Consider the following 17,829-nt stretch of genomic DNA (forward strand, 5'->3'; position numbering starts at 1 on the left):
CCGTTGAGGGCGCTATACCGTCGTAATGACGAACGCGCCGCCGATCCCCGAGGAGCTTTGGAGTAAAGTGCCGCCTGACGCGCAGGCGGCCGTCGCCGCCGTGTTTCTGGCGACACAGCGGCGGATCGACGTTCTGGAGCGGCGGATCGCCGATCTCGAGGCGCGGCTGAACCAGAACTCGACCAACTCGTCGAAGCCGCCGTCGTCGGACCCGATCGGGGTGAAGCGGAAGCCGCCGGCGCCGCCGTCGCGACGCAAGCGGGGCGGACAGCCCGGGCATCGCAGGGCGGTCCGGCCGCTGGTTCCGCCGGAGCAGCTCGACTCGTCGACCGACTGCAAGCCGACGTCGTGCCGGCGGTGCAAGGGGCCGCTCGACGGCGTCGATCCGGCGCCGTTGGTCCATCAGGTCGCCGAAATCCCCCGGTTCGATCCGTGGGTGGATCAGTATCGGTTGCATCGTCTGACCTGCCCCGGCTGCGGCGCGTCGACTTGCGGCACGCTCCCCGAGGGGGGCTCCGCGAGTTGTTTCGGCCCGCGGCTCCAGGCGGTGCTGGCGACCCTGGCCGGGGCCTATCGGCTGAGCAAGCGGCAGATCCGCCAGTTGGCCGGCGACTTGCTGGGGCTGTCGATCTCCACCGGCATGATCGCCAAGTTGGAGCGGCGGTCGGCCCTCGCCCTGGCCGAACCCCACCGCGAACTGGCCGCGGCGGTCCACGAGGCGGCCGTGGTCAACGTCGACGAGACCGGCTGGCGCGAGCAAGGCCGTCGGGCCTGGCTGTGGGCGGCGACGACCCCGACCGCCACGGTCTTCGCGATCGCCGCGAACCGCTCCGGCGAGGTCGCCCGAAGCCTGCTCGGCGACAGGCCGGACCGGACCGTCGGCAGCGACCGCTTCAGCGCGTACAACTGGATCGCCGCGGCGGACCGGCAACTGTGCTGGAGCCATCTCCGCCGCGATTTCCAGGCGATGATCGACCGCGGCGGGGTCGGCGCGAAGTTCGGCGGCCGGCTGCTGGGGTTGTCGAACCGGCTGTTCCGGATCCATCGCAAGGCGCGCGACGGACTGCTCGGCGGAGCGACATATCAAAAAGCGATCGGCGGTCTGGAACGGCTGGTCCACGCGACGCTGGAGGCCGGCGCGCGGTGCGCGAGCGAGCGGGCGGCCGGTACGTGCTCGGAGCTGTTGCGGCTGGAAGCCGGGCTGTGGAACTTCGCGCGGCGGCCGGGCGTCGAGCCGACCAACAACGTCTCGGAACGCGCGGTGCGTCACGCCGTGATCTGGCGACGGATCAGCGGCGGGACCGCCAGCGCTTCGGGGAGTCGGTTCGTCGAGCGGATGCTGACGGTCGTCGCCACCTGCCGACGACAAGGCCGCAACGTGCTCGACTATCTGACCTCCGCCTTCCAGGCCCATCGCGCGGCCCTCGCCGTCCCATCGCTGACCCCGCCCTCAGTCGGCTCGCGCTGATTCAACAGCGCCGACCCGTGAACGGTTACCTGGAATCAATGGCCGCCTTACTTCGCCTGGACCGAACGACCGCCCGACTTCCGATCGCTTGTCCCATGAGATTCCCAACATGAGAACGCCCGCGTGCTTCGTCCCTCTGAACTGGCTCCTCGTCGTCATGCTTGGAGGCGTCGTGCAAATCAAGGCGTGCGAGCGGCCCGAGCTTCAGATCATCAACGGAAGCTCACAGCCGATCGAGATCTTCTGGCTGAAATCCGACGCCGAGCGCGTGCCGAACGGGACGGCGGCACCGGGAGAAGCGAGGGTCATCCAGACCACGATCGGGCATCGCTTCAGGATCGTCGGACGCGACGACGGCGCGGAAGCGGTGGTCACGGCGACGTTGCCGGTGCAAGCGTTCCGCTTTCAGCCCTCGTTGCGAGGCAAGGCGATCGAGAACGCGGAAGGTCAGGTGATCCCGCCGCCGGGAAGCGCCGCCGTCCCGCCCTTCTACGCCAAATTCATCAGCGCACGGGGTTTTCCGATCGTGGCGTCGGCGCGGGTGAACGATTACGCCTTGAAAGAGGCGGCGTTCCTCGTGAATGCGATGCTCGACAAACGGCCCGACGTCCGCGCCGCGATGATCCGGAGCGGCTCTCGGCTGTGCATCATGGCGTACGATGAGTTCACGACCGACCTGCCGGAGTTCCAGAACCTCGGCGATACGAAGCAGTCCGGCGGCCTGGACGGCAAGAGCTTCTGGGACGCCCGCGCACGGGGCCTCGGCGGCAGTCGAACAGATCCCTATTGCTCATGCGGTGAAGAGAACTTGCTGGGCTACGCCGGCGATCCGTACGCGATCGAGAACATCCTGATCCATGAGTTCGCGCACAACATCCACCTGCGCGGCATGGTGAACGTCGATCCGACTTTCGACACGCGCCTGAGGGAGACGTACGCCAAGGCGATGGCGCAGGGTTTGTGGAAGGGAAAATACGCGTCGGTCGATCCGCACGAGTACTTCGCCGAAGGAGTCCAGTCCTGGTTCGACGATAACCGCGAGAACGACCACGACCACAACCACGTCAACACGCGGGCCGAGCTGCTGGAATACGACCCCGGACTCGCCGCGCTGTGCCGGGAAGTCTTCGGCGACACCGTCCTGGTCTACACAAAGCCCGCCACTCGACTCTCGGGCCATCTGGCCGGCTACGACCCGAGCAAGGCGCCGACGTTCGTCTGGCCTCCTCGACTGGACAAAGCTCGGTCGGCGATTCAGAACGAGGCTCAAACACGCGACCGCAAGGCGAACCAATGACGAAGGCTGAGGGTCGCGGAGATCCGTCTTCTATCGCCGGGCCCGAATCGACATAATACGCGCGGACGATTCGGCTCGAATAAGGATGCTCGACGATGATCAAAGAAGAACTGCTGGCTCTCCTGGTTTGCCCGCTCGGCCGCGCCCCCCTGCGGCTCGAAGGCGAAACGCTCGTCTGCACCCGTTGCGGCCTGCGCTACGCCATCAACGACGGCATCCCCAACATGCTCTACGAGGAAGCCGAGCTTCCCGAGGGCGTCAAATCGATCGCCGACCTTGAATGCTCCAAGGCGGGCGACGTCAAACCGTCGTGACCCAAATGAAAAGAGCGAGGGGGACGGCCCCTCGCTCCGGAGTTGATCGAACGTCGCCGAGAGCCGAGACTCAGGCGAGGATCTCCTTGGCGACGACGCCCGCGACGTCGGTGAGGCGGAAGTCGCGGCCGGCGTAGCGGTAGGTCAAACGCTCGTGGTCCAGGCCCATCAGGGCGAGGATCGTGGCGTGAAGGTCGTTGGTGTGCATCCGGCCTTCGACGGCGTTGAGGCCGAACTCGTCCGAAGAGCCGAACGAGAAGCCCGGCTTGACGCCGGCGCCGGCCAGCCACATCGGATAGCCGGTGATGTTGTGGTCGCGACCGTCCACGCCCTGCGACGTCGGCAGGCGGCCGAACTCGCTGCCGAAGAGGATCAGCGTCTCGTCGAGCAGCCCGCGCTGGGACAGGTCGGCCAGGAGGGCGGCGGTGGCCTGGTCGGTCGCCTTGGCGTTGTTGATGAGACCGTTGTGCAAGTTGGTGTGGTGGTCCCACCCCGGCTGCGCGACCTCGACGAACCGGACGCCGGCCTCGCTGAGACGCCGGGCCATGAGGCACTGGCGGGCGAAGCTGCCGGCCGGACCGGGCTTCACGCCGTAGGCGTCGAGCACCGACTGCGGCTCCTTCGAGATGTCGAGCAGCTCGGGAACCTTCCCCTGCATCTTGAACGCCATCTCGTACGACTCGATCACGCCGTCAAGCTGGTCGGGCGCGCCGGGTGTCGCGCCTAGGTCGCGGTTCATGGCCTGGACCAGGTCGATCTGCTTGCGCTGGAGCGTGTCGCGAGCCTGCGCCTTGAGGTTGGGCAGGTAGCCGACGTCGCTGACCTTCGTCCCCTGGAAGTGGGCGGGGAGGAACGCGCTGCCGTAGTTGACCGCCCCGCCGAAGTTGGCGGGGGGGTTGATGGTGACGTAGCCGGGGACGTCCTGGTTCTCGGTCCCCAGGCCGTACATCAGCCAGGCGCCGAGCGACGGCCGCGTCAGCGACGCGAGCGCCGCGCCGGTGTGAAGCTGGATCACCGCTTCGGGGTGCGCCGGCGTGTCGGTATGCAGGCCCTTGATGAAGCAGAGCTTGTCGACGTGCTGCGCCACGTGCGGATACAGCTCGGAGACCCAGGTCCCGGTCTGGCCGTACTGGGCGAACTTGAACTTCGACGCCGTGAGCGTGCCGCCGCCGGGCCCGACCTTGCCGTCGCTCTTTTGAAGCGTCGGCTTGTAGTCGAACGTGTCCATCTGCGACATCGCGCCGCTCATGAACAAGAAGATGATCCGCTTGGCCTTCACCGGGAAGTGCGGCTGCTTGGACGACAGCGGCCCGGGCTTCGCCGGACTTGCGGCGTTCGCCCGGGGCGCATTCTCGCCGAGAAGCCCAGCCAGGGCGAGATAGCCGAACCCGGTCCCGGCGTTCTTGAGCACCTGCCGGCGAGAGAGGCCTCCGATGATGGGAAGCGAGGGGAAATCAGGCATTTTATCGATCCTCATCTTGAGATGCTTTCATGAAAACTCGTGATCGACGACCGGTGAAAGACGTCAGGCCGTCACTTGATATAGCGGAACTCAGCACTTCCGAAGAGCGCCTGGCAGAAGCTCGCCCAGGCGGCGGCGCGGGGGGTGGAGGCGCGAATCACCTCTTCCTTGACCGGCTCGTCCACGGGGATGACCTGATCCGGGTCGATCGGCGGCTTGGCCGCGGCGAGGCCTTTCGCCCCCTTGGCGTCGTCGCCCGCTCCCGCTCCACCGGTCGCTCCGGCAGTGACGGCGTTGTCGTCGATGACGACGGTGTCGGACGGCCCGTGCGAAGCTTCACCGTTGGAAGCGATCACGTCGGCCTCGCTCGTCTCATACTCGGCGAGGAAGCGGCGTCCGCGTTCGACTTCGGCAGGCGTCGGTCCGCGTCCGAGGGTCAGGCGATACGCCAGTTCGAGGCGGGCCGCGTCGTCCAGCTCGGTGCGTGCGAGGAGCCGGTCCGCCAGGGTCAGCGAATGGCGCCGCACGAACGGATCGTTCAGGAAGTAGAGGGCCTGGGTGGCGACGGTCGTCGTGTCGCGGCTGCCCGTCACCATGCTCTGCTCGGCGAAGTCGAAGACCTCCAGCGAGGTCGGCGTCAGGCCGCGGAGCAGGGGGAGGTAGATGCTGCGGTCGGCGCTGGCGAGAGCCTGATCAGCCAGCGTCCGGGCGAGCGGGCCATTGTTCGGCAGTTCCATCACCTTCAAATCCTTCGCCGCCGAGCCCTCGGGACGTGTGCGCCGGAGCGAGCCGTCGGCGGCGAGCGTCGCGTCGCGGATCTCCTCGCCGGCCAGCCGCCGAGGGGCGTGCCGCCAGACGAAGCGATCGGCCGGGTCGACGTTCATATTCCCCGGCACGGCTTCGGACGAGAGGCTGTAGGCCCGGCTGAGGACGATCTTCCTGACCAGCTTCTTGACCGACCAGCCGTCGGCGACGAAGCCCCTGGCCAGGTAGTCGAGCAGTTCGGGATGCGACGGCACGTCGCCGTTGACGCCGAAGTTGTCGACGGTCTTGACCAGCCCCTGATCGAACAGGTGCTGCCAGACGCGATTGACCATCACGCGAGACGTGAGCGGGTTGTTCGGGCTGGTGATCCACTGCGCCAGTTCGAGCCGACCGCTCTGCTTCGGGTTGAGCTTAGGAGCGTCGGGAACGGCCGGAACGCTGAGGAACCCGCGCGGCACGACCGGTCCGAGCTTCTCGGCCTCGCCCCGGATGCGAACCTCGGTGTCGGCGATCTGCTTGGCGTCGCGGACGCCGAGCGCGACCTTGCCCTTGGTCGCAGGGTCAGTCAGAGCCCCGAGTTCCGCCTGCGCTTTGTTCATCTTCTGGCGGAACTGGAACTGCTTCGGGCGGCCGTTCGGCTGGATCGCCAGCCCTTCGGGCGTGCCTTGAATCTTCCGGAATTCCTTGCGAGCGTCCTCGAAGGCCTTGGTCGCCTTCGCGACCTTCTCGGCGAACGCCGGATCGTCTTCGGCCTTGACCACCTTGCCGAGCGGGACGAGCATCGCCGTATCGTAGTAGTCGAGCCCGCCGCCCCCCATCTTGTTGCGGACGCCGGCGCACAGGTCGGTGCTCTGGAAGATGCCGGCCAGGGCGTAGTAGTCGCTCGTGGGAATCGGGTCGAACTTGTGGTCGTGGCAGCGGGCGCAGCTCGCCGTGACGGCAAGGAACGACCGGCTCACGGCGTCGATCTGCTCGTCGACGTTGTCCATGATGAACCGGACCTTGAACCGCTGGTTCACGTCCTTCTGACCAACAGCCAGGAAGCCCGTGGCGACCGCGTGCTCGTCCTTCTCTTCCTGCGACGAGGCGGGAAGCAAGTCGCCGGCCACTTGCTCGCGGATGAACTGGTCGTACGGCTTGTCGTGCGTGAAGGCGTCGATCACGTAGTCGCGATACCGCCACGAGTGGGGATACGGGACGTTGCGTGAGCCGCCCGTCGACTCGCTGTAGCGGGCGACGTCCAGCCAGTGCCTCGCCCACCGCTCGCCGAACGCCGGCGAGGCGATGAGTTGGTCGACGACCTTCGCGAACGCCTCGGGCGAGCTGTCCGCGACGAAGTCCGAAACCGCTTCGGGCGTCGGCGGGAGGCCGGTCAGGTCGAACGTGGCGCGGCGGATCAACACCGTCTTGTCGGCGTCGCCCACCGGCTTGAGCCCCTTCTCTTCGAGCTTGGCGAGGATGAAGCGGTCGACGTCGTCGCGCGGCCAGGCGGCGTCGCGAACGGCGGGAGGCGTCGCCTCACGCAGCGGCTGCCAGGCCCAGTGCTCGGCGCGAAGCTTGTCGTACTTCGCGTCGTGCTTGGTGAGATCGATCCCGACGGCCGCCGACGGCCAGGCCGCCCCGTCCTTGATCCACTGCGTGAGATCGGCGATCTGCTCGGCGGTGAGCGTCTTCTTGGGCGGCATCTTGGGCGCGTCGTCCGCGTGCGCCACAGTCTGGATGAGTAGGCTCTCTTCCGGCTTGCCCGGCACAACGGCCGGCCCCCGGTCGCCGCCTTGCACCAGGCCGTTGCGATCGTCGACCCGGAGCCCGCTCTTGCCGCCGGAATTCGCCGAGTGGCAGTTGTAGCAATTGTCGACAAGCAGGGGACGGATCTTCTTCTCAAAAAACTCCACCTTGCCGGCTTCGGAAGTGGAGCGTTGCTCATCAGCCGTCGCCGGGACTACGCCCAGCAGCGCTACGGCCAGAACTCGGAACGGACGGTTTACCATTGAAAATAAGCCCTCGCAATTCGCCGATGCATGTGATACGGACCGGACGGCGGGCTTGAGCTGAGCCAACACCGCCCAGCCCGACAGTCTTTGGGATGTAAGGTTTGAAGCATTCTTGCGCGGGGAGGAATTCCCCGTCGCACTTGGTAATCAATAGCTGTCGGAGGAGACGATCTCGCCCTGCTTGATGGAGCCGAGCGCCCAGACCGTGGGATCGCTGGTGGTGTCCTTGAGGAACCGGACCGAGCCGTCGAACAGCAGGACGTTGGCACCGCCGGGATGGAAGCTGCTCAGGCCGAACACGCCGGGGTTCTCGATGCCGCTGGCGGCCGCGTTGCAGTTGGGGTACTTCGAATTCGGGGGGAGCAGCACGTTGCCCATCGTGTAGCCCGTCAACCCGAAGGCCCACGACTCACCAAGCGTCGGCGACTTGGGCTTGCGTCCGCCGCCCGACGCCCACAACTGACCGCACTGCTCCAGCCAGGGCTTGAAGCTCGCGACGAGGGCCGGGCTGGGCATGTTCAGCGTCCCGTCGTTCCGCTTGGTCCCCGCGGGAAAGGTGCCGTTGAAGACGACGTCCTGGATCGAGTAGGTGGCGAGCACTCCGCTGCCGGTCTTCCACTCGCCGAACGCGAGCGTGTTGCTCGTTCCATCCGAGATCTCGGCGAGCTTGGTGACGTGCCCCTTCGTGCCGACGTAAGGGAACGGACCGTTGGGCGGCCCCTGGGCCTGCTGGGCCGCGAACTCCAGGCTCGATCCGACCGAGGCGAAGTAGTTGTTCCCCACGGCTTGCAACCCGTTGAACACGCTGTCGCCGCCCTGGATGGTCCAGCTCGGCGCGGGACTCGACGGGCAGAGGAACGTCTGAAGCCTCGTGAGCGTGACGGTCGAGTTCATCATGTCGCCGACCGGCTCGTTGAATATCGCCACGCTGAAGTTCAGGGCGTTGAACAGCGAAGCCTGTTCGACGTAGTTGAGCATCCGGGCGTGGACGCTCGGGCCTTGGTTGTTCGCAAACGTCGGAGAGTAGATATTGCCGTTGAGAAAGTAAGCCAATGCCCCCGGAGGGAACGAACCATTCGAGCTCTCATAGTTCAGCAGCCCCAGGCCGATCTGCTTGAGGTTGTTGGTGCACTGAATCCGCCGGGCGGCCTCCCTGGCCGACTGCACGGCCGGGAGCAGCAGGGCGATCAAGACGGCGATAATCGCGATGACCACCAACAGTTCAATGAGCGTGAACCCCTTGCGAACAGATCGCAAGGACGGCCAAGCCGACATCGTCCGATCAAGGCGGGAAGAAACAGGCATGCGATACTCCATCGAATGCGGGCCGTCTCTGGCTGGTCCAGTCGACGGGCGGCGGGGAGATCAACACGCCTCTCGAGGACGAGTCGGCGGAGTAGACATCAGCGGATCGTCACGCGCTCTCAGCGCAGCCGCTGCTTCTCCAGGCGATCGATCTGAACGATCTGACCATCCTGAATGATCACGCGAACCTCGCCGTAGCGGATGCCCCGTACGGCGGCCCGCACTTGATCGAGATCGAGATCGCCCGCCGGGATGGGAAACCCTTCGCGGTCGATGTTTCTCGTGCTCAGAGGTTTGTTCACCATGATCGCCTCGGGGGTCTTCCAGATCCTTGCATCCGCTGGCAAGCGTGGCATTCATCACGCGAACCAAGCCTTGACCGGGTCGCGGGGACGGTCGCCGAAAACGAATATCCTCTATGTCTATCGACATTGTCAAGATTTCTTCTTGAAGCCCGACCAGGAAAATTTCTGTTCACTCGACGGGCACCGGAATGGGGCCTTGGAAACCTGCCCATTGACTCGGTGCTCGACGCCGCCTGAGAATCAGCGGGATTCGCGTGCGAGGCGAGGGAGGCTGCGGTGGTCGCGACCCGGTCATACTTCGGGGCGGCGATTCTGATCGTGGCGGCCATGGCCGTCGCGGGTTGGTCGTGGCATGCGCGGCGAGGGGAGCCTGCGACCGCGCGCGAGGCTCGGGCGGCGGTCGCGGCGGGTCGTTACGAGGACGCTTCGGCCGCGCTCGCGCGATGGGCCGCCGCCGCGCCGGACGAGCCCGAGGCCCTCGTGACTGAGGGCCGGATCTTGATCGCGCGAGGAGCGGTCGTCGAGGCGAGAGAAGCGCTCAAGAAGGCGATCGCGCGGGGCGTTCCGGGTCCGGGACCGGCGTTGCTCCGCGCGCTGATCGCCGCGAAGACCGGCCGCGGCGCCGAGGCCGTCCCCGCACTGCACCGGGAGTTCGCCGAAGGTCGCGGACCCGACCGGCAGGTCGACGAGGCGCTGGCGAAAGTCTACCTGGAGGCTTTCGACCTGGGACGGGCGACGGCGGTACTCGATCGATGGGCGCGGGATTTCCCCGACGATCCCAAGCCGTACCTCTGGCGAGCAGAGGCCCACGCCCGCGACGGCGGCGACCCTGGCGCTGTATTGCACGACTATCAGGAGGCGCTCGACCGCGACCCGAAGCTTGCGCGCGCCCGGCTCGGCCTGGCCGACGCGCTCCGCCAGGCGCACCGTTCGATCGAAGCCGCCGCCGCTTACGACGCCTATCTCGCGGCCGAGCCCAACGACGCCTCGGCCCACTTCGGCGCGGGCCGTAGCCTGTTGGACCAGGGCGACGAGGAGGCCGCGATCCGCCATCTGACCCGGGCGTCGGAACTCAATCCCGGCAACGCCGAACCGCTCAAGGAACTCGCCGAGGCCGCCCAGCGTCGCGGCGACTGGCCCGGCGCCCTGGCCCTCCTCGACCGGGCGACCGCCCTGGACCCCAACGACGTCCCCGTGCGGTACAGCCGAGGCGTCGTCCTGGCTCGCCTGGGAAGGACCGAGGAAGCCCGGGCGGAACAGGCCGCGGCGGGCCGCTTGCGTGACGATCTCAAAAGCCTCAACGCGGCGCGGTCTCGGCTCGTCGCCGACCCTCACGACCGCGACAGCCAACTTGCGATCGCGCGCTGGATGTTCGACCATGCGCACGAGGACGAGGGCGCCCGGTGGGCCGGCCGCATCCTCGATGAGCGGCCGGGCGATTCCGAGGCCAGCCGCCTGCTCGCCGATTATCACGAGCGACGGGGCGAGACGGGCCTTGCCAACTTCCACCGTCTGCAAGTGACGCCGGAGGCCGCACGATGAAAGCCGCATTCGGATCAATCGCATTGAGGCTCCTCCTGGCCGGGATCGTCCTGGTCGCGACCTGCCTGGGCGCGGCCGTCGCCCTCACCGACCCGGCGCCGGCGACGCTGCCCGGGCGCGTCTGGGCCTGGATGTCCGCTCGCCCGGCCCGAGCATCGGCACCGCCCCAGGCTCGCGCAGCCAGGGCCGTCGACACGGCCCCTCCGGTGTTCTCGGACGTCGCCTTCGACGACAGTGGCTACGCGTCGGCGATCCGGTTCTCCGGCCCGATCGCCGATCCGTCATCGCTCCAGCAGGTCCGCGAGTCGGTGATGGGCCGAGGCCGGCGCGGGGTCGCGTACCTGGAGGCGAAGCTGGCCGAATTGAAGCCCGGCGATCCGTCGGCGGCCAGGGTCCGCATGCTGCTCGGCTCGATCTGGATGTACGAGGGCGAATGGGACGAGGCGGGCCGGCAATTCGCCCGGGCGCAGACCGACGACCCCAAGGCGTCGCCCCTGGCACGAGCGAACCTCGACGCGCTCCGCGGGGTCGCGGCTCTTCGCCGCGGCGAGGTCGAGAACTGCGTCTCCTGCTGCAACGAGGCGAGCTGCATCTTCCCGCTCGCCGCCGCCGCGATCCACCGCCGCGTCGAAGGCTCGCGCGAGGCGATCGAGCATTTCACACGTTACCTGAAGCTGCGCCCCGACGACCTCGGAGTCCAGTGGCTCTTGAACGTCGCCTACATGACGCTGGGCGAATACCCCGACGCCGTCCCCCGCGACCTGCTCTTGCCCCTGGGACGGTTCGTGGAGACGACCGACGGCCTGGCGCGGATGCCCAACATCGCGTCACGGGTGGGCCTCAACGCACAGGGATCGTCGATGGCCGGTGCATGTCTCGTCGACGACTTCGACGGCGACGGCCGGCTCGACGTCTTCATGCCCACGACCGACCCCGAGCGCGGGGCTTCGCTGCTTCGCAACAAGGGGGACGGCACGTTCGAAGACGTCTCCGACTCCGCCGGCCTGGCCCATCAGGTCCTGTCCTTGAACGCCTGCCACGCCGATTACGACAACAACGCCGATCTCGATGTCTTGATGCTTCGGGGCGGGTGGGAGACGCCCCGGCGGATGTCGCTCCTGCGGAACAAGCGGGGCGTGTTCGAAGACGTCACGCTGGCGGCGGGGCTTGGCGAACCTATCGCGTCGCAGGCGGCCGGCTGGGCCGATTACGACAATGACGGCCTGGTCGACCTGTACGTCGCGGGCGAGTTCGACCCTGGCCGACCCGACCCTCGGAATCGAGGCCGGCTCTATCACAACAAGGGCGACGGCGGGTTCGAGAACGTGGCCGTCGCGGCCGGCGTGACCAACGACCGGTTCGGCAAAGGGGTCGCATGGGGCGACTACGACGACGACGGTTTCCCCGACCTCTACGTCTCGAACCTGGGCCAGCCGAACCGGCTGTATCGCAACAACGGCGACGGCACGTTCCTCGACGTGGCCTCGGCTCTGCGGGTCGCCGAGCCGATCGACAGCTTCGCCTGCTGGTTCTGGGACTTCGACAATGACGGCCGCCTCGACCTCTGGGTCAATCCCAACCGCGCGACCCTTACCGAAGTGATCAAGGACCAACTGGGCATGCCGACGACCGGCGAACGCCCGCGCTTGTATCGGAACGTCGGCGGGGCCGAGGGATTCCGCGACGTCACGGCCGAGGTCGGCCTCGACCGCGTCGTCCTGCCGATGGGCTCGAATTTCGGCGACCTCGACAACGACGGCTTCCTCGACGTCTACCTGGGAACCGGCAGGCCATCGTATTCCTATCTCATGCCCAACCTGATGTTTCGCAACATCGGCGGACGGCGGTTTGAAGACGTCACCGCGGCGACAGGGACGGGGCACCTCCAGAAGGGCCACGGCGTGGCCTTCGCCGACTGGGACCGCGACGGCGACCTCGATCTCTTCGTCGAGGCGGGCGGCGCCGCGCCCGGCGATCGAGCCCACAACGTCCTCTTCCAAAACCCCGGCCACGGCCGCCACTGGCTGACCGTCAAGCTGATCGGCACCAAAACCAACCGCGCCGCGCTCGGGGCGAAGATCCGCGTCGACCTGCCGTCCGCCGACGGCGCGATCGTCTCGCGCCACCGCCGCATAACGGCCGGATCGAGCTTCGGCGGCAACCCGCTCACCTGCACCATCGGCCTCGGCGCCGCCGAAACGATCAAGATGCTGGAGGTGACCTGGCTGACCAGCTCGACGCGTCAGGCCTTCCACAACACGCCGATCGACTGCGCCGTCGAGATCACCGAGGGCCGCGAGGGCTTCCACATCCTCGACGCCGGTCCGATCGGCTCTCGTTGATGTGGACTTCAACGCGCTCCGGAAATATGAAGCGATTCTCACAGCGGAATTCCCCGATGCGTATCTGAATTCTTTCTCAGAACGCCCGATCGATAGGTTTCTTCGTAGGTGATCTCTTGAAATGAATGTTGAGCATGGTTAGCATCAGCACGCTGGACTGATTCAATTCTTCCATCCGGTCGTGCTTGCAAAAGGAAGCCTCTCATGTGCCACAATCTCCCTGCGCGCAGACGTGGCGGCTTCACACTGATCGAATTGCTCGTGGTGATCGCGATCATCGCGGTCCTGATCGCGCTTCTACTGCCCGCGGTTCAAGCGGCGCGCGAGGCGGCGAGGCGGGCGCAGTGCATCAACAACATCAAGCAATTGGGCCTGGCCGCGCATAACTATGTGTCGTCGAACAACGTCTATCCATGCCAGACCGTTCAGAATACGAGCCAGTGGGCCTGGGAGCCGTCGTGGGCCGCATCGATCCTGCCGAACCTGGAGCAGTCGCCGATCTACAACTCGATCAACTTCAACCTTCCGATGCTCGAGATCGGCTTCGTGACATCGAACACGTTCGGCGGCCGGGCGAATTCGACGTCGGGGTTGCTGGCCCTGGCGACGTTGCTGTGCCCGTCCGAAAGTTTGACCCACGAGATCTCGTTCACGGGGACGTGGGGACAGACCAACTACGCGGGCAATTACGGCGGACCGGGTATGATCGCGACGTGCAACGGCACGATCGTGCCCGCGCGCGGCGACATCTTTGTGAGCAGTCCGAAGCTGGGGCCGGTCACTCTGGCGTCCGTCACCGACGGCACCAGCAATACGGCCTTGTTCTCCGAGCACCTTCTGGGCTACGGGACCGGGTTGGACGATCCGACGAAGTCGGCGGCCACCGCGGGGTCGGCGTTCGCGAAGCGGTCGCTGTTCCAGATCAGCTCCGTCGCCCCCCCACAGGACCAGGGGCTGCTGGGCCTCACTCTGGCCCAAAGCCTGATGTCCGGGTGTCAGAGCCTTCCGAACGGCACGCCCCCTTCGTCGGACGCTGCCTTCGGCTCATCCTGGCTCTTCAGCCAGGGGTACGTCACGGCGAACACGTCGTATACACACTTCATGACCCCGAACAAGTATTCCTGCGTGGGCGCTGAAAGCGGCTTCTTCGGCGCCCAGGGGAACTTCAGCTCCGACGGGGCGAACGGCGGAACCACTGCGGCCGTCACGGCGACCAGCAACCACCCGGGCGGAGTGAACATCGGCTTCGCCGACGGCTCGGTCAAGTTCATCAAGGACAGCATCAACCTCCAGACATGGTGGGCGCTGGGCAGCCGCAACGGCGGCGAGGTCGTGAGCGCTGACGCCTATTGACCGGACCTCCCGGCCCGACTCTATCGATAAGGAGCAGGTCTTGAGCTTGAGCTATCGTCATCGCGCGCGGTCGGCGCTGATCGTCCTGGTGTGCCTCGGCTTCGGGGCCGGCTGCGGCTCGCAGACGCCGGCCTCGTCGTCGGCCCCGGCCGAACTGGGAGAGGCGGGCCCGAACCAGCGGCTCCGCTTCAAGCCGGAATACAAACAGATGATCGGCAAGCACGGCGAGCTTCTCAAGAAGCGCCCGGCCAACATCCCCAAGGGCTGAAACGCCGGGCCGCGAAGCGGACGGGACGGCACCACGACGCGTCGAGAGCGCATTCCATGGCATGGCCGATCGGTCCGACCGCCTTGACGACGTGGATTCTGGCGGCCGCCTGCCTCGTGCTCCCGGCCGCCGGTTGCGACCACGCGCCGGCCGTCGAGCAGCCGTCGACGCGCCTGCCCCAGGCTCCGTTCGCGCCCAACATTCGCGACCGCGTCGACTACTCGATCGGCCGGCAGTCGACGTTCTACGCCCTGGCCGACACCTCGTCCAACCTGTCCGACCAACCGAGCCCGTTCCGGTTCGTGGACATCACCGAATCGTCGCATGTCGATTTCGTCCACGTCTCGGGAGTCGACGACCGCAAGCTCTATCCCACCGCATTCGGCTCGGGCGTGGGAATGTTCGACTACGACGGCGACGGTCGGCTGGATCTCTATTTCGCGACCTGCCAGCCGCTGCCCTTGGGTTCCGGGCCGAAGTCCTCGAACCGGCTGTACAGGAACCTCGGCGGTGGTCGGTTCGAGGACGTCACTGAGGCGTCGGGCCTGGGCTTCTCCGGCTTCTGCCACGGGATCATCGCCGGCGACCTCGACAACGACGGCGACCCCGACGTATTCCTGTGTAATTATGGGTCGAACGCCCTGTTCGTCAACAACGGCGACGGCACGTTCCGGGACGTCGGCCGAGCTTCGGGGATCGATGCGCCGAACTGGTCGTCGGGCGGGGCGATGATCGACTACGACGGCGACGGCGACCTCGACGTCTACGTGGCGAACTACGGCGACTGGGTCTATCCGCAAGACGCCCACCGCTGTGGCAACGACCGAGTCCCGCTGTTCTGCTCCCCCTCGGAGATCCGCACGGTCAAACACATCCTCTACCGCAACGACGGCGGGCTGAAGTTCACCGACGTGACCGACCAGGCGGGTTTGGGCAGGGTCGACGGCCACGGCTTCGGAGTCGTGGCCGCCGACCTCAACGGCGACGGCCGGACCGACCTCTACGTGGCCAACGACCTGAACCCCAACTTCCTCTACCTCAACCAGGGCGACGGCACGTTCGAGGACGCCACCGAGGTATCGGGCGCCGCCTTCAACGAATCGGGCCTTGCTCAATCGAGCATGGGAGTTGACGCCGAGGACTGCGACGGCGACGGCCTCCCCGAGCTGTTCGTCTCCAACTTCCAGAACGAGCACATCGCCTTCTACCGCAACCTCGGCGGCGCGCCAGTGAGCTTCCGCGAGGCGTCGGCCGTGGCGGGCCTGGCCGCCGCCAGCAAGCCGTGGGTCGGCTGGGGATGCGCCCTGGCCGACTTCGACAACGACGGCTGGCCCGACGCCTTCGTCGCCAACGGCCACATCGACCCGAACCGCAAAGACCTCGCGCCGATGATGACCTATGACGAACCTCCTCTCTTGTTCCGCAACGTCCCGACCGAGACGGGTTCGAAAGCCGGCGGTCGGCGGTTCGAGCTGTCGACCCGCGACGTCGGGCCGTACCTCGTCGCCCGGCACGTCGCTAGGGGCGCTGCTTTCGGCGATATCGACGACGACGGCGACGTCGACATCGTCGTCAACCACATGGACGGCCGTCCGGCGATCCTCCGCAACGACACCCCCAGCGACGGTGCGTGGGTCCGCCTGACCCTGGTCGGAACCCGGAGCAACCGCGACGCGATCGGAGCCCGCGTCGAGGTCGAGGCCGGCGGCCAGGTCGTCACCCGCCTCCGCAAGGGGGGATGCAGCATGCAGTCGACGAACGACCCGCGCCTGCTCGTCGGGCTTGGACCGGCGGAAACCATCAAACGCATCACAATATATTGGCCTTCGGGTATCGTGGATATCCTCCGGAACGTCGCTCCCAGGGCGAGCTACATGGTGGTGGAGTCAGGCGGCGACGTCGCTCCGGCGCCCGAGCGCGTCGACGGCCGCCGCCGCGACACCTCCGGCGGCGCAGACGCAGACCAGAAGCCGGGCGAGTAGGCGGGTCGGCCCGGTCCTGGAGACGTACCGCGCGGTCTCGGCCGTGGGGAACGCGAACGCGCCGACCAGCTCGAAAACCGTGGCGCCCACCGCCGCGCCGATGAGCCCCCCCAGCACGACATTGAGGATCGCCCGTCGATCGCCCAGTCCCAGGCCGACGCCCAGCGCCAGGCCGCCGGCGGCCCCGGCCGTCGCCCAGACCCCGACATGGACGAGCAGGGGAAGGATCAGGTCGCGCGAAGCCTCGTCCGGATGGCTGAGCCTATAAGTGTCATACGCCGGAAGGATCGCCAGGGAAACGAGGGCGGCGCCCAACGCCCCCGCCCCCAGGCCGACCGCCGCGGCCGAGCCGGCCCCCCGGTTGGAGCCTCGAATCCGCCCCCCCGCCGCTCCCAGGGCCGCCCCCAGCGACCCACCAAGAAGTATGAACGCCAGCCCCGCATTGACGGCGGTCGCGTTGGCCTCGCCTCGGCGATCGGAGACGTTCAGAGTGATCCCCCGATCGACGATCGCATGACGTCTGGGCTGGACGACGTTGAGGCAAGCCTCGCCCGCGAGCCAGGCGACGACCCCCGCGACGACTCCCAACGCCATCACATGTATCCAGATCCGGATGGGACGGATCGTCGCGACGCCCTCCTCGACAGCGAGGGTTGACGAGGGTGATTCGGCGCCGCGTTCGCGTTCGGTCGACGGCATCGGAGAGGGCTCCCGCGCAAGGAGAGTTGATGCGCACGATCGGATGACCGGCTGCCGGAAACGTGCGTCCCCGGTCGGCCCGCCCCCTACGATACAAGATACGATCCAGGCGGGTGTAGCCCCTCGACCCCGGCCCGCGCGAAACGCCTTTCCGGTCTTCTCAGCGGGGACCGCCTGGAGGCCGCCCCGGGCCGCCGGGTCCCCGCCGACCGCCTCCCGGAGGGCCGAACCCGCGAGGGCCTCGCGAACTCAGCTCTTTGAGCTGCTGCTTCTGGGCGTCGGTCAGGATCTTGGCAAGCGACTGGTCGACTTCCTTCTGAAGGTTCTCCAGCTCGCGGGTCTGCTCGGAAGACAGCTTCAGGTCGCGCCGGAGCATCTGCGGCAAGATCTCGCCGGGTCGCGGAAACCCGCCCATCATGAAGCCGGGAGGAGGACCGCCGGGGCCTCCCGGAGGTCCCCCGGGGCCGCCGAAATCGGGCTCGTCCGAGTGCTCCTTCGACGCGAGGGCGGTCAGTTCGTCCTTGGTGACCTGGCCGTTCTTGTCGGCGTCGGCCCGATCGAAGAGGCGTTCGAGCCGCTTGTCGGCGATCTCGGCCCTGGTCAGCTTGCCGTCGCCGTCCTTATCGAAGGCCATCATCCGCCTGACGAGGTTCTCGGCGTCGGCCGCCTTCGTGAGGGTCGCGCCCGGCCCCTGGGCCGATGCGGCGGAGACCGCGAACGCCGCCATACCCAT

General features: G+C 67.1%; 14 protein-coding genes. 8 read left to right on the forward strand and 6 right to left on the reverse strand.

All coding sequences use genetic code 11. The features are described 5' to 3' along the window. Positions 1-25 precede the first annotated feature (25 nt). From tnpC to BSF38_RS25675, 3 genes are all read left to right on the forward strand, one after another. A complete protein-coding gene (gene tnpC, locus BSF38_RS25665) occupies positions 26-1,468 on the forward strand; it encodes an IS66 family transposase (RefSeq protein WP_076344478.1) in 1,443 nt (480 codons plus the stop codon). Positions 1,469-1,577: 109 nt separating this feature from the next. Beyond that, positions 1,578-2,765, forward strand: a complete 1,188-nt coding sequence (locus BSF38_RS25670) for a hypothetical protein (RefSeq protein ID WP_076349907.1) — start codon at positions 1,578-1,580, stop codon at positions 2,763-2,765. A 95-nt stretch (positions 2,766-2,860) separates the two neighbouring features. Then, positions 2,861-3,079 carry a Trm112 family protein gene (locus tag BSF38_RS25675; protein WP_076349908.1) on the forward strand — a complete coding sequence of 73 codons (219 nt, stop codon included), beginning with the start codon at positions 2,861-2,863 and terminating at the stop codon, positions 3,077-3,079. 70 nt (positions 3,080-3,149) lie between these two features. On the opposite strand, the gene BSF38_RS25680 is transcribed toward BSF38_RS25675, so the two are convergent. The 4 genes from BSF38_RS25680 to BSF38_RS25695 all read right to left on the reverse strand — a co-directional run bounded on the left by BSF38_RS25680 (position 3,150) and on the right by BSF38_RS25695 (position 8,910). After that, a complete protein-coding gene (locus tag BSF38_RS25680; protein ID WP_076349909.1) occupies positions 3,150-4,541 on the reverse strand; it encodes a DUF1501 domain-containing protein in 1,392 nt (463 codons plus the stop codon). A 71-nt stretch (positions 4,542-4,612) separates the two neighbouring features. Beyond that, a complete protein-coding gene (locus tag BSF38_RS25685; protein WP_076349910.1) occupies positions 4,613-7,297 on the reverse strand; it encodes a PSD1 and planctomycete cytochrome C domain-containing protein in 2,685 nt (894 codons plus the stop codon). A 150-nt stretch (positions 7,298-7,447) separates the two neighbouring features. Next, positions 7,448-8,605 (reverse strand): DUF1559 domain-containing protein, encoded by a 1,158-nt coding sequence (locus BSF38_RS25690; protein WP_076349911.1) that lies wholly within the window; start codon positions 8,603-8,605, stop codon positions 7,448-7,450. Positions 8,606-8,724: 119 nt separating this feature from the next. Continuing rightward, the gene (locus BSF38_RS25695; protein WP_076349912.1) at positions 8,725-8,910 is read right to left on the reverse strand and encodes a YezD family protein; all 186 of its coding nucleotides are present in this window, start codon (positions 8,908-8,910) and stop codon (positions 8,725-8,727) included. Between the two features lie 276 nt (positions 8,911-9,186). Here BSF38_RS25695 and BSF38_RS25700 point away from each other — a divergent pair, with 276 nt between their 5' ends. From BSF38_RS25700 to BSF38_RS25720, 5 genes are all read left to right on the forward strand, one after another. Then, positions 9,187-10,452 carry a tetratricopeptide repeat protein gene (locus tag BSF38_RS25700; protein WP_076349913.1) on the forward strand — a complete coding sequence of 422 codons (1,266 nt, stop codon included), beginning with the start codon at positions 9,187-9,189 and terminating at the stop codon, positions 10,450-10,452. Beyond that, positions 10,449-12,794 (forward strand): CRTAC1 family protein, encoded by a 2,346-nt coding sequence (locus BSF38_RS25705; RefSeq protein ID WP_099092035.1) that lies wholly within the window; start codon positions 10,449-10,451, stop codon positions 12,792-12,794. Before BSF38_RS25700 ends, BSF38_RS25705 begins: the two co-directional genes overlap by 4 nt. A 204-nt stretch (positions 12,795-12,998) precedes the next feature. After that, positions 12,999-14,147, forward strand: coding sequence for a DUF1559 family PulG-like putative transporter (locus tag BSF38_RS25710; protein WP_076349915.1), 1,149 nt, complete (start codon positions 12,999-13,001; stop codon positions 14,145-14,147). 46 nt (positions 14,148-14,193) lie between these two features. Next, positions 14,194-14,415 carry a hypothetical protein gene (locus tag BSF38_RS25715; RefSeq protein ID WP_145952327.1) on the forward strand — a complete coding sequence of 74 codons (222 nt, stop codon included), beginning with the start codon at positions 14,194-14,196 and terminating at the stop codon, positions 14,413-14,415. A 56-nt stretch (positions 14,416-14,471) separates the two neighbouring features. Beyond that, positions 14,472-16,397, forward strand: coding sequence for a CRTAC1 family protein (locus BSF38_RS25720; RefSeq protein ID WP_076349917.1), 1,926 nt, complete (start codon positions 14,472-14,474; stop codon positions 16,395-16,397). Here the strand turns inward: BSF38_RS25720 and BSF38_RS25725 are convergent. Continuing rightward, entirely contained in the window at positions 16,302-17,096 is a 795-nt protein-coding gene (locus BSF38_RS25725) for a hypothetical protein (RefSeq protein WP_076349918.1), read from the reverse strand. The two genes, BSF38_RS25720 and BSF38_RS25725, sit on opposite strands and share 96 nt — an antisense overlap. A 160-nt stretch (positions 17,097-17,256) precedes the next feature. Then, positions 17,257-17,829 carry an EF-hand domain-containing protein gene (locus BSF38_RS25730; RefSeq protein WP_237170610.1) on the reverse strand — a complete coding sequence of 191 codons (573 nt, stop codon included), beginning with the start codon at positions 17,827-17,829 and terminating at the stop codon, positions 17,257-17,259.

It is taken from the genome of Paludisphaera borealis (assembly GCF_001956985.1).
GTDB classification, from domain to species: Bacteria; Planctomycetota; Planctomycetia; order Isosphaerales; family Isosphaeraceae; genus Paludisphaera; species Paludisphaera borealis.